This is a genomic window from Mesorhizobium sp. ES1-3, assembly GCF_020164795.1.
In the GTDB taxonomy this organism is placed as follows: Bacteria; Pseudomonadota; Alphaproteobacteria; order Rhizobiales; family Rhizobiaceae; genus Mesorhizobium.
This window is the reverse complement of sequence record NZ_JAIUGW010000001.1, coordinates 592,923-607,737: the sequence shown is the minus strand read 5'-3', so window position 1 is coordinate 607,737 and position 14,815 is coordinate 592,923. Positions and strand designations below refer to the sequence as shown.

15 protein-coding genes are annotated in these 14,815 nt (G+C 63.5%); 11 read left to right on the top strand and 4 right to left on the bottom strand.

Annotation, left to right across the window (positions count from 1 at the left end; translation table 11 throughout):
• Positions 1–66 precede the first annotated feature (66 nt).
• The 3 genes from LB536_RS02850 to LB536_RS02840 all read right to left on the bottom strand — a co-directional run bounded on the left by LB536_RS02850 (position 67) and on the right by LB536_RS02840 (position 2,931).
• Positions 67–1,311: an ABC transporter substrate-binding protein gene (locus tag LB536_RS02850; RefSeq protein WP_224590033.1), complete on the bottom strand. Its 1,245-nt coding sequence runs from the start codon at positions 1,309–1,311 to the stop codon at positions 67–69.
• 79 nt (positions 1,312–1,390) lie between these two features.
• On the bottom strand, positions 1,391–2,176 hold the full coding sequence (locus LB536_RS02845) for an SDR family NAD(P)-dependent oxidoreductase (RefSeq protein ID WP_224590032.1): 786 nt from the start codon (positions 2,174–2,176) through the stop codon (positions 1,391–1,393).
• The gene (locus LB536_RS02840; protein ID WP_140812753.1) at positions 2,173–2,931 is read right to left on the bottom strand and encodes a FadR/GntR family transcriptional regulator; all 759 of its coding nucleotides are present in this window, start codon (positions 2,929–2,931) and stop codon (positions 2,173–2,175) included. The genes LB536_RS02845 and LB536_RS02840 overlap by 4 nt, the downstream gene beginning before the upstream one ends.
• A 131-nt stretch (positions 2,932–3,062) precedes the next feature.
• On the opposite strand from LB536_RS02840, the gene LB536_RS02835 reads away from it, so the two are divergent.
• The 4 genes from LB536_RS02835 (at position 3,063) to LB536_RS02820 (ending at position 6,321) form a co-directional block, all read left to right on the top strand.
• Positions 3,063–4,202, top strand: a complete 1,140-nt coding sequence (locus LB536_RS02835; RefSeq protein WP_224590031.1) for a mandelate racemase/muconate lactonizing enzyme family protein — start codon at positions 3,063–3,065, stop codon at positions 4,200–4,202.
• A 58-nt stretch (positions 4,203–4,260) separates the two neighbouring features.
• Positions 4,261–5,133, top strand: a complete 873-nt coding sequence (locus tag LB536_RS02830; protein WP_140812778.1) for a DUF6772 family protein — start codon at positions 4,261–4,263, stop codon at positions 5,131–5,133.
• Complete coding sequence (locus tag LB536_RS02825; RefSeq protein WP_140756572.1) at positions 5,133–5,468, top strand: hypothetical protein; 336 nt, start codon at positions 5,133–5,135, stop codon at positions 5,466–5,468. The genes LB536_RS02830 and LB536_RS02825 overlap by 1 nt, the downstream gene beginning before the upstream one ends.
• A 148-nt stretch (positions 5,469–5,616) precedes the next feature.
• Positions 5,617–6,321 carry an SDR family NAD(P)-dependent oxidoreductase gene (locus LB536_RS02820; protein WP_246682563.1) on the top strand — a complete coding sequence of 235 codons (705 nt, stop codon included), beginning with the start codon at positions 5,617–5,619 and terminating at the stop codon, positions 6,319–6,321.
• Positions 6,322–6,364: 43 nt separating this feature from the next.
• On the opposite strand, the gene LB536_RS02815 is transcribed toward LB536_RS02820, so the two are convergent.
• Positions 6,365–7,687, bottom strand: a complete 1,323-nt coding sequence (locus LB536_RS02815) for an MFS transporter (protein ID WP_140812755.1) — start codon at positions 7,685–7,687, stop codon at positions 6,365–6,367.
• Between the two features lie 206 nt (positions 7,688–7,893).
• Between LB536_RS02815 and cyoA the strand changes: the two genes are divergently transcribed.
• Genes cyoA through LB536_RS02780 form a run of 7 tightly spaced genes read left to right on the top strand, consistent with a single transcriptional unit; the run spans position 7,894 to position 14,784 of the window.
• Complete coding sequence (cyoA, locus tag LB536_RS02810; RefSeq protein ID WP_224590030.1) at positions 7,894–9,075, top strand: ubiquinol oxidase subunit II; 1,182 nt, start codon at positions 7,894–7,896, stop codon at positions 9,073–9,075.
• 10 nt (positions 9,076–9,085) lie between these two features.
• The gene (gene cyoB / locus LB536_RS02805) at positions 9,086–11,083 is read left to right on the top strand and encodes a cytochrome o ubiquinol oxidase subunit I (RefSeq protein ID WP_224590029.1); all 1,998 of its coding nucleotides are present in this window, start codon (positions 9,086–9,088) and stop codon (positions 11,081–11,083) included.
• Between the two features lie 10 nt (positions 11,084–11,093).
• Entirely contained in the window at positions 11,094–11,720 is a 627-nt protein-coding gene (gene cyoC, locus LB536_RS02800) for a cytochrome o ubiquinol oxidase subunit III (protein ID WP_411966525.1), read from the top strand.
• Complete coding sequence (cyoD, locus tag LB536_RS02795) at positions 11,717–12,094, top strand: cytochrome o ubiquinol oxidase subunit IV (RefSeq protein WP_224590027.1); 378 nt, start codon at positions 11,717–11,719, stop codon at positions 12,092–12,094. The genes cyoC and cyoD overlap by 4 nt, the downstream gene beginning before the upstream one ends.
• Positions 12,091–12,909 carry an SURF1 family protein gene (locus LB536_RS02790; protein ID WP_224590026.1) on the top strand — a complete coding sequence of 273 codons (819 nt, stop codon included), beginning with the start codon at positions 12,091–12,093 and terminating at the stop codon, positions 12,907–12,909. The genes cyoD and LB536_RS02790 overlap by 4 nt, the downstream gene beginning before the upstream one ends.
• On the top strand, positions 12,906–14,258 hold the full coding sequence (locus tag LB536_RS02785) for an ATP-binding protein (protein ID WP_224590025.1): 1,353 nt from the start codon (positions 12,906–12,908) through the stop codon (positions 14,256–14,258). Before LB536_RS02790 ends, LB536_RS02785 begins: the two co-directional genes overlap by 4 nt.
• A complete protein-coding gene (locus LB536_RS02780) occupies positions 14,248–14,784 on the top strand; it encodes a response regulator transcription factor (RefSeq protein ID WP_181183042.1) in 537 nt (178 codons plus the stop codon). The genes LB536_RS02785 and LB536_RS02780 overlap by 11 nt, the downstream gene beginning before the upstream one ends.
• Positions 14,785–14,815: the final 31 nt, after the last annotated feature.

Below are 14,815 nucleotides of genomic sequence, written 5' to 3'. Positions count from 1 at the left end.
GGCGCGCTCGGTGGGCGCGCCGCATTGCCCCGGTATGCCTTGCCAGTCACGAAGCGGAGCCCTGTGTCAGAGCAGCGGCTGGATGGCGGCGCAGACGCCCTTCAGTGCCTCTTCGACATTGGCGTCGGCCCGCCATAATGCGTCGACGCGCGGCGCCATCGCCGCGAAGATCTGCGGCACATGCTCATGCGAGGGGTGGACGCGGCCGTTGACGATCGCGGCTGCCACGCTCTTCATTTGCTCGGGCGGGATCAGCTTGTTGGAATTGATGAAGGCGTCGCTCTCCAGAACGCTCTTGCGGGCGGGCGGGAAGAACTGCGCCATGACAGCCACATTGTCCTTGCTGGTCATCTCGGCAACCAGTTGCACGGCGAGCTCCTTGTTCTTGCCCGATGCAAAGACGGTCAGCGCGGCCTGACCGATGACGGGAGCCTCGCCGGCCGGCCCCGAAGGCAGCGGTGCGATGCCCCATTTGAAACCCGCCTCGGGCATCTTCGAGGCCCGCGAAATCTGGTTCACGGTCATCGCCGAATTGCCGGAGAAATAGTCGCCCTGTTCTCCCGGCGGCACGATCGACTTGTCCTTGAACACCATGTCGTGCAGCTGCTTGATCGCGGCCACCGCTTCCGGCTTGTCCAGGCCGCACTGGCCGTTGGCCCATAGATCGCCGCCATAGGCGCGCACGGGCGGCAGCAAAGCGTGCGTCATGCGCGATGCGTAGCCTTCGCCGTCCTTGAACTCGAAGCCCCATTTGCCGGGATTGGCCTGGGTGAGCTTCTTGGCGACCTCCTGGAATTTCTGCATGTTCCACTCGCCCTTGGCGGCGAGCTGGTTGGGGTCTTCGAGACCCGCTTTGTCGAACATGTCCTTGTTGTAGTAGATCAGGAAAGGCGAGGTCGAGAACGGCACGCCATAGACCTTGCCATCCTTCTGCCAGAGCGCCATCGCCGGCTCGGAGAAATCCTCGAAATTGTATCCCTCGGTAGCCTTCAGCGTCGGGCCGATGTCCATGAGCAGGCCGGCGTTCTCGAAGGCTGGTGCGGCATCCTCCATCATCCAGGCGATATCTGGGGCGTTGCCGCCGGCGACCTGGAAGGTGAGCTTCTGCGTATAGTCGGCAACCGGAACGGTCTCGAACTTCACCGTCACGCCCGGATGCTTGGCGATGAAGCCCGCGGCGATGCCGTTCAGCATCTTGAGATGGGCCTCGCTGCCGGTCCACACGGTCATCCGGAGTTCCTGGGCCAGCGACTGTGCCGACAGGGCGCACAGCGCCACGGCCGATAGTGCGAGCTTGATTGCGGTCTTCATTATTTCCTCCCGAAACATTGATTGTCCGATCAACAACTGCGGGTGCGATATCAATCGCCCTGCAAGCGGCGGCGTGTGGTCATGCTGGCGCTCCTGGCAGGGCACCGGGCGCGTCGCCGATCGTCCAGCCGCCATCGATGGGGATGTCGGCGCCGGTGATGTAACGGGCGGCATCGCTGCACAGGAAAACGAAAGCGCCGACGACGTCCTCGGGCTGACCGTGGCGTCCGGCGGGAATCTTCGCCGCGACCGCTTGGCGGAAAGCGGCGTCCCGGTAACGCTCGGCAGTTGCTTCCGTCTCGATCGCGCCGGGCGATACAACATTCATGGTGACGCCATGCGGCGCGACTTCACGCGCCATGGCGCGCACGGCCGTCAGTTGCGCGGCCTTCAGCGATGCATAGACGATGGTCTCGGCGCGTGGGCGCCTCGCCATCACGCTGCCGGTCGCCACCACGCGCCCCCATCCGCGCTTTGCCATGGCTGGAACCAGCCGGCCGGCCAAGGTGAGCAGCGCCGTGAAGTTGGCCGCGACATGCGCCTGGATATGCGCTTCGTCGACCTCGTTCCATGCCCGGCGCCGCTCGATCGCGCCGTTCGAGACCAGGATGTCGATGGGGCCGTCGCCGACCTCGTCCGCAAAGGCCGACATTGCCCTGCTGTCGGTGAAATCGGCCTCGATGACCGCGGTTCCGGGGCCGATGGCCGCCGCCGTGTCGCGCGCGCCGGCGGCGTCGCCGAAATGGTGCAGCGCGACCGAGGCCCCTTGCTGCGCAAGGGCAATCGCAACCGCACGCCCGATGCCGGAGCTGGCGCCCGTCACCAGCGCTCGACGACCAGCCAGGGAAAAACGGTCATGGCTCACCGCGACGGCTCCCCGAGTTTGTCCGCGACCTCGAACGAGGCGATGTCGGCCGCGTCGAAGTGCTCGTGGATGCGTCGGTCGGCGAGATCGGTGTCGCCCGCCGCGATTGCGTCATGGATTGCCTTGTGCCGTTCGACGGTGGCGCGCCAATCCGCTTCGCTGCGATTGGAACGTCGCGAGAACAGTTCCGAAACCTCCCGTTGGACCGACCGCATCCCTTCCATCTGGATGCGGATCATGGAATTTCCAGTGGCTGTCGCAAGGCCGAGGTGGAACATGATGTCTGCTTGCGTGAAATCGTCTGGCCTGCCGATGCCGGCGTGCATGTCGAGCACGGCCTGCCGCATCATTTCCAACCCTCTGGGATCGCGGCGCTCGGCGGCCAGCCGGGCGATGCCGACCTCGATGACGCGGCGCATCTCGTTGGCTTCTTGCAGCCGCATCAGGCTCGAGCGGACCGCATAGGCGTAGATGCGGTCCATCGGCTCGCCGCTCAGTGCCTTGGCGCGCGCGACCTTGCCTTGCTGCGTCGAGACCAGGCCCGCGCTGGTCAATTGGCGCAGCGCCTCGCGCGCAATCGGTTTGGAGACGCCGAACTCCCTGGCGATCTCGCCTTCCGGCGGCAACGCCTCGCCAGGGGCGATGCGTCCGTCGAACAGGGCCGCGGCGATTGCATCCGAGACGCCATCAGCAAGGCGCGATGGGCTCGCGGGCTTCACGGCGAAAATCGATTTGCGTGCTGTTTCTGCGGCCATTCGGGATCCTCTTTTGGCTGCCTAGCACAATTGCCTCAAACATAGCAACTAAGTTTTCTGGTTGCTAAGTTTATAAGTGAGCGTTATGACGGGCCATCCGCAGGGACGAGGGAAGTCTGGTATCGATGCGCATGAGCGATCCAACCGCGGCGGGGCCGCTGAAGATTGCCGAGGTGATAGCCCATCCCCTCAGTCAGACGCTGCCCAGGCCCACGGTCACGTCATGGGGCGTCTACGAAAAGGTCTCGCTGGTTCTGGTCGAAGTGCGCACCATCGACGGCATTGTCGGGGTCGGCGAAACCCTGGCTCGATTTTCACCCAAGGCTTATGTCGAGTTGATCGAAAGCTCGCTCAGGCCGCGCCTGCTCGGCCAGGACGCGCGCAACATCGGCGCCTTGTGGCAGTCGATGCGCCGCGCGCTGTCGGGCAGGGCAGGTGGCATGCTGATCGAGGCCATCGCCGGCGTCGATATCGCGCTATGGGATATACTGGGCAAGGCGACCGGACAGCCGATCCCGAAACTTCTTGGCGGCGTCGGACGTGATCGCATCGATGTCTACGCGGCGGCCGTCAACTGGGTCGATGACAAGGCCGCCGACGCCGAGCTCGACCGTTATGTCGCCGAGGGTTTTACACGCATCAAGGTCAAGATGGCCCGCCCCGTGCGGGACGCCTGCAAACGCATCGAGCGCATTCGCAAGCGGGCCGGAGACGCGATCGGGCTCTGTGTCGATGCGAACTGGGCCTACGATCTGGACGAGGCCGTCGAGGTCGGCCGCGCGCTTTCGGCAAATGGTTATTTCTGGTTCGAGGAGCCGCTGCAGCCGGAAAACGAGCAGGGCTATGAGGAACTGCGCCGGCGCTGCGACGTACCGCTGGCCGCGGGCGAGAGCAATTTCACCCTCGACCAGGCGCAACGCCTGATCGCCAACCGCACACTGTCGGTCCTGCAGCCCGACGTGGCGCGCGCGGGCGGCATCTCCGAGACGCGCCGCATGGCCGACTACGCCTCCGCGCACGACGTCCGTTACGCTCCGCATATCGGCATGTCCGGCATCGTCTGCGAGACGGCAAGCGTTCATCTGGCTGCCGCGATGCCGAACTTCGGCGTGATGGAATGCGAGTGCGACGCCAGCCCGTTCAAGACGCATCTGGCCGATCTCGCGCCCGGCTGCCTCAGGCAGAAGAACGGCACGCTCGATGTCCCGCAAAAACCCGGGCTCGGCATCGAAATCGACTGGAATGCCGTCAAGAAACTGAAAGCCGAATGAGGCCGAAGACCAGATGAAGAACCAGGCTCCAAACCAGACCGGCGACCTGACGGAGGCGATGCGCCTGGCGCTGCTGCGCGCGGACCCCGCGCTCAGCCGTTTCGATCCGCTGCCACGGATATTGTCGTTCGACAATTTCGCGCGCGGCCACTGCGGCTGGTCCCAGCTTGTCGGCAATTACGAGGACGATCTCGACACCATGCTGCCGGGCTACGCGCAGCACACCAGCGCGATGCTGTCGACGCTCGCGCACTGGGACGCCGGCTCGCATGGCGGGATGGATTCGTCCTATGCGCTGAAGATCGCGACACGCCCGGTGGCGGGGGCCCGCAACGTCGCCATCAAACGTCACACATTCCGCAAGCGCGGGCCGATCCGTTTCGAAGTGTATTTTACCTTCAAGCCGGAGGCCAACACGCTCAAGCTGTCCGAAACCGACGTGCGATCCGTCGGCCTCCTCTTCGATCTGCAGGGTGGAGACCAGGACGGCAACAGCAACAATGATCGTGTCATGCCGCATCTGCGCTTTTTGAACGCGCTCGACGGCCAGCACCTGCAGAAATGGCAGTACAAGCGCGAGACCGAAAGGATCACGCCGATCGGCACCGACAACAAGACGATCAGCCACTACCATCTGTCGCCGGAGGGCTGGACCGATCTTCCCGGCGGATCGCAGCGCCTCTGCTACAATGAAATCCCCACCAAGGTGAACTGGACGTATCTGTGCTTCGATTTCGATCTGGCAACGATGACGGCGCTCGGGCTGCGCTGCAACGATCGCAGCTTTGATCTCACAGGCTTCGATTCGATCCGCATTCCGGCGATGAAGAACCTGTGGTGCATGCTCAATTTCGGCCTTTTCGCTGAAACCGACGTCGCCAAACGGGCCTTTCTCTACGTCGATTCCATCTGCATTTCGGGAGATTTCTGATGCTGCCCGAGAACATCACCGCGGTCGTCTCGCGCAACGAGCGTTGGCATGGCGAAGCCGCCAGCGAGCCCTATGAGGCGGGATGGGCGCGAGAGGCGATCTTCTTCGTGCGGGCGCTCAAGCAACCCGTCGGCCCCACCGGCTCGGCATGGGTCGAGGTCTCGCCGGACGGCATGCACTGGCTGCGCGAGGGCACCGAATTTCCCATGCCGAAGGAGCGCGACGCCGTGGCGATGGCGCGGCTTGCCCATTTCGGCAACTGGCTGCGTGTCGCGGCACGGTTCGACGGTGGCGCCGAGTGTACCGTGCTGGTGACTCTGCATCTGAAGGCCTGAACCGGCTCGCGCCGGCGCAACGGGCCTTGCCTATGGCCGGCAAATCCGTTTTTCAGCTTATGGAGAAATCATGACCGACGCGTACGCCACGTTTGCCCAGGACAGCTTTGCCGGCAAGACCGTGCTGGTGACCGGTGCCGCCAGCGGCATGGGTTTCGAAACCGCCCGTGCATTCCTCTCCAAAGGGGCCGAGGTCGTGATGTGCGACCGTGACGCGGAAGGCCTTGCAAGGCGCCATGACGAGCTGGGTGGGATGGCCGGGACACCGCACAAGGTGGTGGCAGACATGGGCGATCCCGACAGCATCAAGCATATGTTCGACTATTGCGATGCCAGGCTGGCACGGCTCGACAACGTCGTCACCTGCGCCGCGATCATCACCGCCAAGCGAATCCCGGACCAGGATTGGGCGCACTGGCAGCACGTGCTCGGCGTCAATTTGCTGGGCACCTTCTTCACCGTCCAGGGGGCGGTGCAGCGCATGCAGGGCAGCGGTGGGGGAAACATCGTCTGCGTGGCATCGGACGCCGGCGTGCATGGCGGCGGTGGCCTTATCGCCGACACGGCCTATGCGGCCTCGAAGGCCGGCACGCTGTCGCTGGTGAAGTCGGTCGCGCGCGAACTGGCGGGCAAGGCGGTGCGCATCAACGCCCTCAATCCGGGACCGACCGATTCGCCGATGCATTCCCACATCGACCCGGCCCTGAAGGATCGCATCGCGGCCAATCTCCCCATACGCCGCATGGGCCGGCCCGACGACATGGCTGCCGCGATCCTGTTCCTATGCTCCGACGCCGCGAGCTTCGTCTATGGCGCGGCGCTCGACGTAGATGGCGGTTCGATGTTCCGCTGACCGGCAGGGCGACTGCGTCGAACCTTCTGCAAGCTCTGGTTTTTCAGTCGGCCGGACGGTCCGAGACCGGACGCCGTCCATCGATCCACAAGGCAAGCAAGGTGCAGGCCGCACCCGAGAGTAGGTAGGCGCCCGCCGCGATGAGGCCGAAATTGCCGGCCAGCAAGAGAGCTGCGAGCGGCGCGAAGCCAGCGCCGAACATCCACGCAAGATCCGAGGTTATCGCCGAGCCGGTATAGCGATGCTGTCGCGAAAAGCTCGATGCGACGACACCCGACGATTGCCCGAAGCTCAGCCCCAGCAGGATGAAGCCCAGCACCATGAACAGGGCCTCGCCAACGGTGCCGCCATCCAGGAGCTGCGGGGCAAAGCCACTGAACGTCGCGATGGCGATCGCCGAACCGCCGAGCAGCGCACGGCGTCCGACGCGATCGGCAAGTGGACCCGACGCGACGATGGCCGCGATGCCGAACAGCGCGCTCACCGCCTCGATCGCCAGGAAGCGCGCCGGCCCCTCCTTGGTGAACAGGAACACCCAGGAAAGCGGAAACACCGTCACCATATGGAATAGGGCGAAACTCGCCAGCGGCGCGAAGGCGCCGACGACGACGTTGCGGCCTTCGGTCCTGATCGTGTCCCTTATGCGCGTCGGCTGCAGGTCGCCGCTCTCGTACAGTTTCGAGAATTCGGGCGTCACCACGATGCGCAGCCTGGCGAACAGGGCCACGACATTGATGGCGAACGCGACGAAGAAGGGATAGCGCCAGCCCCAGGCAAGGAAGTCGTCGGCCGACAGGTTGGCGACGAAGAAGGCGAAGAGGGCGCTGGCCACGATGAGGCCGATCGGCGCGCCCAGTTGCGGGATCATGGCATAGAAGCCGCGCCGGTTCCGCGGCGCGTTCAGTGCCAGCAGCGAGGGTAGGCCGTCCCACGTCCCGCCGAGCGCCACGCCCTGCCCGATGCGGGCCAGTGCCAAAAGCCAGATAGCGACCGCGCCGATATCGCCATAGGCGGGAAGGAACGCGATGGCGACGGTCGAGGTGCCGAGCAGGAACAGCGCGATCGTCAGTTTCGCACCGCGACCGTAGGCGCGATCGACGGCCATGAACAGGACGGAGCCGAACGGACGGGCGATGAAGGCCAGCGCGAAGATGGCGAAGGAGTAGAGCGTTCCGACGAGCGGATCGTGCGTGGGAAACACCAGTTTGGGGAACACGATGACGGACGCTATCGCATAGACGAAGAAGTCGAAGAATTCCGACGTCCTGCCCACGATCACGCCGACCGCGATATCGCCCGCGCTGACCTGGCCGTGGTCCGAGCCGATCAGCCCGCTGTTTGTTTCGCCAGTCGAAGTATGAGCCATCTTATCCGTCGCCACCGCGTGGAATGAAATATCTGGGACCCAATTGCGGCAATCCCATTGTGCGCTGCACACTGTGCCAGACCTATCCCGGCTGGGCATTGGACAAATTGTCCAATGTCACCGCGCCGCCGCCGGCAGTAGCCCTTGATCGATACCGCACTGCAACATTCCAACGCGTTGCGGAGGTCCATCGAGGGCAGCGTCTGATGAAACGATTTGGAGCCTTGCTTCTGCTTCCCCTGGCCGGGCTGTTGAGTGGCTGCGATATGGTGGTGCTCGCGCCGGCGGGCGATGTCGCGGCCCAGCAGCGCGACCTGCTGGTGGTCTCGACCCTGCTGATGCTGATCATCATCGTGCCGGTCATGGCGCTGACTGTCTTTTTCGCCTGGCGCTACCGGCAATCCAACGCTTCGGCGACCTATGCGCCGGACTGGGATCATTCGACGAAACTGGAACTGGTGATCTGGGCAGCACCGCTCCTGATCATCATATGCCTTGGCGCGCTGACCTGGCTCGGCACGCACCTGCTCGACCCATACCGCCGGATCGACCGGATCGAAGCCGGCCAGCCCGTCACCCAGTTGCACAAGCCACTCAGGGTCGAGGTCGTGGCGCTCGACTGGAAATGGCTGTTCATCTATCCGGATTACGGCATCGCCGCCGTGAACGAGCTGGCGGCGCCGGTCAACCAGCCGATCGATTTCCGCATCACCTCGTCGGCGGTGATGAATTCCTTCTACATTCCAGCCTTAGCCGGGCAGATCTACGCCATGCCGGCCATGGAGACGAAGCTGCACGCCGTCATCAACCGGCAGGGTACCTATAGCGGCTTCTCGGCCAACTACAGCGGTGCCGGCTTTTCGGGCATGCGCTTCGCCTTCCACGGTCTGTCCGATGAGGCCTTCGACCAGTGGGTGGCACAGGCCAGGACAGCGTCGGCGGCGCTTAACCGCGACAGCTATCTCGAGCTCGAAAAGCCGAGCGAGAACGAACCGGTCCGGCACTACGCCTCGGTCGATCCCGACCTTTATGGCGCCATCCTCAACCTGTGCGTCGAGCGCGGCAAGATGTGCATGAACGAGATGATGTCGATCGACGCCAAGGGTGGTCTCGGTCTTGCGGGTGTGCGCAACACCTTGCCGCTGCAATACGACAAGCTCGCCCGGCGCGGCGCGGTGTTCGGAAACAATCCCTCCTATGTCGCCAGCATCTGCACGGCTGAGGAGGCTGCTGCGGTCTCGCGCGCGTCCCGCGATGCCTGGCCGACCTATTGGCCGGCGAAGAACCTGTCCCCGCTTCGCGGGGCGGGATTGCTCCGGCCAGGGACCGACAGCCGTAGCGCGGAGGCGGATACGCCGACCCTCGGCCTGCTGCGGCGTGAATTGTGAGAGACAGCCGATGCCCGATACGCTGACCAAATTCATTTTCGGCCGCCTCACCTGGGAGTCGCTGCCGCTGCATGAGCCGATCGTCGTCGCCACCTTCGTCGCGGTGGCGCTCGGTGGCATCGCGCTTCTCGGCGTCATCACCTATTTCAAGCTGTGGGGCTACCTCTGGCGCGAATGGTTCACCAGCGTCGACCACAAGAAGATCGGCATCATGTACATGGTGCTGGGCCTCGTCATGCTGCTGCGCGGCTTCTCGGACGCCATCATGATGCGGCTCCAGCAGGCCATCGCCTTCAATGGCTCCGAGGGCTACCTGAACTCACACCACTACGACCAGATCTTCACCGCCCACGGCGTCATCATGATCTTCTTCGTGGCGATGCCCTTCGTCACCGGGCTGATGAACTTCGTCGTGCCGCTGCAGATCGGCGCGCGCGACGTCTCCTTCCCTTTCCTCAACAATTTCAGTTTCTGGATGACGGTCGGCGGCGCCATCCTGGTCATGGCATCGTTGTTCGTCGGCGAATTCGCCCGCACCGGCTGGCTCGCCTATCCGCCGCTCTCCGGCATCGGCTACAGCCCGGACGTCGGCGTCGACTACTATATCTGGGCGCTGCAGGTGGCGGGGGTCGGCACGACGCTGTCGGGCATCAACCTGATATGCACGATCATCAAGATGCGTGCGCCCGGGATGACGATGATGCGCATGCCGGTCTTCACCTGGACGTCGCTCTGCACCAACGTGCTGATCGTCGCCTCTTTCCCGGTGCTGACGGCGGTGCTCTCGCTGCTGGCGCTCGACCGCTATGTCGGCACGAACTTCTTCACCAACGACTTCGGCGGCAACCCGATGATGTATGTGAACCTCATCTGGATATGGGGTCACCCGGAAGTCTACATCCTCATCCTGCCGCTGTTCGGCGTCTTTTCCGAGGTCACCTCGACCTTCTCCGGCAAGCGCCTGTTCGGCTACACCTCGATGGTCTACGCCACGGTGGTCATCACCATCCTGTCGTACCTGGTCTGGCTGCACCATTTCTTCACCATGGGCTCCGGCGCCAGCGTCAATTCCTTCTTCGGCATCACCACGATGATCATCTCAATCCCGACGGGAGCGAAGATCTTCAACTGGCTATTCACAATGTACCGGGGCCGCATCCGCTTCGAACTGCCGATGATGTGGACGGTGGCCTTCATGCTCACCTTCACCGTCGGCGGCATGACCGGCGTGCTGCTTGCCGTGCCGCCGGCGGACTTCGTTCTGCACAACAGCCTCTTCCTGATCGCGCACTTCCACAATGTCATCATCGGCGGCGTGCTGTTCGGCCTGTTCGCCGGCATTGCCTACTGGTGGCCCAAGGCCTTCGGGTTCAAGCTCGATCCGTTCTGGGGCAAGGTCTCGTTCTGGTGCTGGGTGGTCGGCTTCTGGTTCGCCTTCATGCCTCTCTATGTCCTCGGCCTGATGGGAGTGACGAGACGCATGCGTGTGTTCGACGACCCGTCGCTGCAGATATGGTTCGTCATCGCCGCCTTCGGCGCGGTGCTGATCGCCTGCGGCATCGCCGCCTTCCTGATCCAGATCTTCGTCTCCATCCGCAGGCGCGAGGCGCTTGCCGATACGACCGGCGATCCCTGGGAAGGCCGTACGCTCGAATGGTCGACATCCTCGCCGCCGCCCGCCTACAATTTCGCTTTCATGCCGGTCATTCGCGACAACGATGCCTGGTTTGACATGAAGCAGGCCGGTTACGTCAGGCCGCTTGCCGGCTTCAAACCGATCCACATGCCAAGCAATACCGGCACCGGCATCATCCTGGCCGCCTTCAGCGTTGCGCTCGGCTTCGGCCTGATCTGGTACATCTGGTGGCTGGCGGCGCTGAGCTTCGTCTGCCTCATCGCCACCGCGATCGGCCACACCTTCAATTATCACCGCGACTTCGACATTCCGGCGGCCGAAGTCACGCAAACGGAAGAGGCGAGGACGACGCTCCTCGCCGCTCAGGGCTAAGGGTTTGAGCATGGCATCGACGGCAATCACGGCCGGCACCGAACCGGTCTTCCACCTGGAAGAAGAGCATGCGCACGCCGAAGGCGGCTCCACCATGCTCGGCTTCTGGCTCTACCTGATGAGCGACTGCCTGATCTTCGCGATGCTGTTCGCCGCCTATGGCGTGCTTGGCGGCAACTACGCGGCCGGGCCGGCGCCCAAAGACCTGTTCGACCTCGATCTGGTGGCGGTCAACACCGCCATGCTGCTTTTGTCCTCGATCACCTATGGCTTCGCCATGCTGACCATGGACAAGGGCCGGTTGGCGGCGACGCAAGCCTGGCTTGCCGTGACCGGCCTATTCGGCCTGGCGTTCCTGTCGATCGAGCTCTACGAATTCGCGCACATGATCCATGAAGGCGCCACGCCGCAGCGCAGCGCGTTCCTGTCGTCCTTTTTCACGCTGGTCGGCACGCACGGCCTGCATGTCACCTTCGGCACCGTCTGGCTGGTGACGCTGATGGTGCAGGTCGCGAGATTTGGCCTCATAAAGGCGAACCGCCGCCGGCTGATGTGCCTCAGCATGTTCTGGCACTTCCTCGACGTCGTCTGGATCGGCGTCTTCACCTTCGTCTATCTGATGGGAATGTTGCGATGAGCGCTCATGATCATGCCGAGGGTCACGGCCACGCCCATGGTGGAGCGGCACACGGATCGTTCCGGGGCTATCTGACCGGCTTCGTCCTGTCGGCGATCCTGACCGCCATTCCATTCTGGCTGGTCATGACCGGCGCCATCGACGACAAGCAGGCCACGGCCATCGTCATCATGGCCTTCGCCGTCGTGCAGATCGTGGTCCACATGGTCTTCTTCCTGCATATGAACACCGCCTCGGAAGGCGGATGGTCGATGCTGGCGCTGATCTTCACGTTGATCCTGGTCGGTATCGTGCTGACCGGTTCGCTCTGGGTGATGTACCATCTCAACGCCAACATGATGCCGGGACTGCACGACATGCGCGAGATGCCATGAGCCCGGCGGCGGGCTCTGGGAGGACCATCATCGAGGCGATCGGACAAACCGGCATTGGCTCGCGTCCCGCCCCGCAAGAGGACGCCGGCGGATCGTCCGCGTCGCGCCTTGTCCTTGTGCTGCTCGGACTTCTCGGCGTGCTGGTGTTTGTCGGGCTCGGCATATGGCAGCTGGAAAGGCGGGTCTGGAAACTCGATCTGATCGCCCGTGTCGACCAGCGCATTCATGCCCCGGTTGTCGATGCGCCTGGCCCGCAGAGCTGGAACGGCATCACCGCGGCCGGTTACGAATACCGCCATGTGCGGTTGGCGGGGCGCTATCTGGGCGGCGCCAACACGCTGGTTCGGGCGGTGACGGAGCTTGGCGGCGGCTATTGGGTGCTGACGCCGATGCGAACCGACAGTGGTTTCGTCGTGCTGGTCAACCGCGGGTTCATTCCCCAGGAGCGCAAGGCTGAGTTCGAACGGGAGAGGGGCGGTCGAACCGCGCCGGCCGTCATTGACGGGCTGTTGCGCATGAGCGAACCCGGCGGAGGATTCCTGCGCAAGAACGACGCCATGGGCAATCGCTGGTATTCGCGAGACGTCGCCGCTATCGCAACCGCGCGCGGGTTGACGATCAATGTCGCTCCCTATTTCGTCGATGCGGAAGCATCCGACATCGAGGGCTGGCCGCGCGGCGGGCTGACCGTCGTGACTTTCCGCAACAGCCATCTGATCTATGCTTTGACCTGGTTCACGCTCGCTGCGATGCTCGCCATTGCCCTGGCCAGGCCGATGATCGGCCACCGCCAGCGGCAAGGACCCACGAGATGAGCGTTCCCACGCAAGAGCTTCACCATGACAAATCCCTGGTGGCGGCATCCCTTGCCGGCAAGAACGGGACAGTATCGCATACCGATGCGACGAACAGGAAGAATCTGTTCCTGCTCATCCAACTGCGTTGGCTGGCGGTGGCGGGTCAGGTGCTCACCATTCTGGCGACGGAATACTGGTTCGATATCCCGCTGCCGCTGGGGGAGATGGCCGGGGTGGTGCTTTTTCTGGTGGGCCTCAACATCTTCAGCCTGCTGGTCCTGCGCGGTATCAGGCCTATCAGCAACACCCAGCTCTTCATCGCACTCATCTTCGACATGGCGGCACTGACGACGCAGCTTTACCTGAGCGGCGGCGCGTCCAATCCGTTCGTATCGCTCTATCTCTTGCAGATCACGCTCGGCGCGGCACTGCTGACGCCAAGGTTTACCTGGATTCTCGTGGCGGCTGCCTCGGCCTGCTTCGTCTTGCTCATCTTTCTCTTCCAGCCGATCGCCATCCCGCATCATGGCGGCAGCGATCTCCTGTCCCTGCATATCAGGGGCATGTTCATCTGCTTCGTGCTGGCGGCCGGGCTGATCGTGATCTTCATGACGCGCATCAACCGCAATCTGCGCGAGCGCGACGCCTATCTCGCCGATCTGCGCCAGCGCTCGGCCGAGGAGGACCACATCGTGCGCATGGGCTTGCTGGCCTCCGGAGCCGCGCACGAACTGGGCACGCCGCTAGCCACGATATCCGTCATCCTGTCCGACTGGCGCCACTTGCGCACCCTTGCGCGCAACCGCGAACTGGCGGCCGACGTGGCCGAAATGCAGGCGCAGATCGAGCGCTGCAAGCGCATCGTGTCCGGAATCCTGATGTCTTCCGGCCAGGCGAGGGGCGAGGGGACGATACGCACGACCATTCGCGATTTCCTCGACGATCTGGTCGAGGAATGGCGCATCAGTCGCCAGCCATTCAAGCTGGAATACAAGAACGATTTCGCCCCGGACGAGCAGATCGTGTCAGACACGGCGCTGAAGCAGGTCATCTTCAATGTGTTCGACAATGCCCAGGAAGCATCGCAGGATTGGGTCGGCGTGACTGCCGAGCGGCAAGGCGACAAGCTGATGATCTCCGTGTGCGATCGCGGTCCGGGTTTCGACGAGGGTATTCTGGCAGCACTTGGCCAACCCTATATGTCGAGCAAGGGACGGCCAGGCGGTGGTCTTGGTCTGTTCCTCGTCATGAACGTGGTCCGGAAACTGGGAGGCGATTTTTCGGCGCGCAATATGGAGCAGGGCGCTTGTGTTACCCTTTCGCTACCGCTGGCGGCACTGACCGATGGAGATGATCGTGACGTTTGATCGATCCCTGTTTATCGTCGAGGACGACGCGACCTTCGCGAAAACGCTGAAGCGCTCCTTCGAAAAGCGCGACTACGACGTCGTCGTCTGCCACGACAGGGCGGCATTGCTCGGCGCCCTCGAAAAAACTGTTCCGGCTTACGCCGTCGTTGATCTCAAGCTTGGAGCCGGCGGCTCCGGGCTGGAGTGCGTCAAGCTGCTCAGCGCCCGCGATGCTTCGATGAAGATCGTCGTGCTGACGGGGTTTGCCAGCATCGCCACGGCGGTCGAGGCGATCAAGCTCGGCGCCAGCCATTACCTGGCGAAACCCGCCAATACCGATGACATCGAAGCCGCCTTCGGCCGTGCCGAGGGCGATGTTTCCGTACCGCTTTCCAGCCGGCCCACCTCGATCAAGAATCTGGAATGGGAGCGCATCCACGAAACGCTGGTCGAAACCGGCTTCAACATCTCCGAAACGGCGCGCCGGCTTGGCCTTCACCGGCGTACTCTGGCCCGCAAGCTCGAGAAGCGCGTGGTGAGGTAGCACAGCGCCGTTGCTCTCGCGAGCGGGCCGA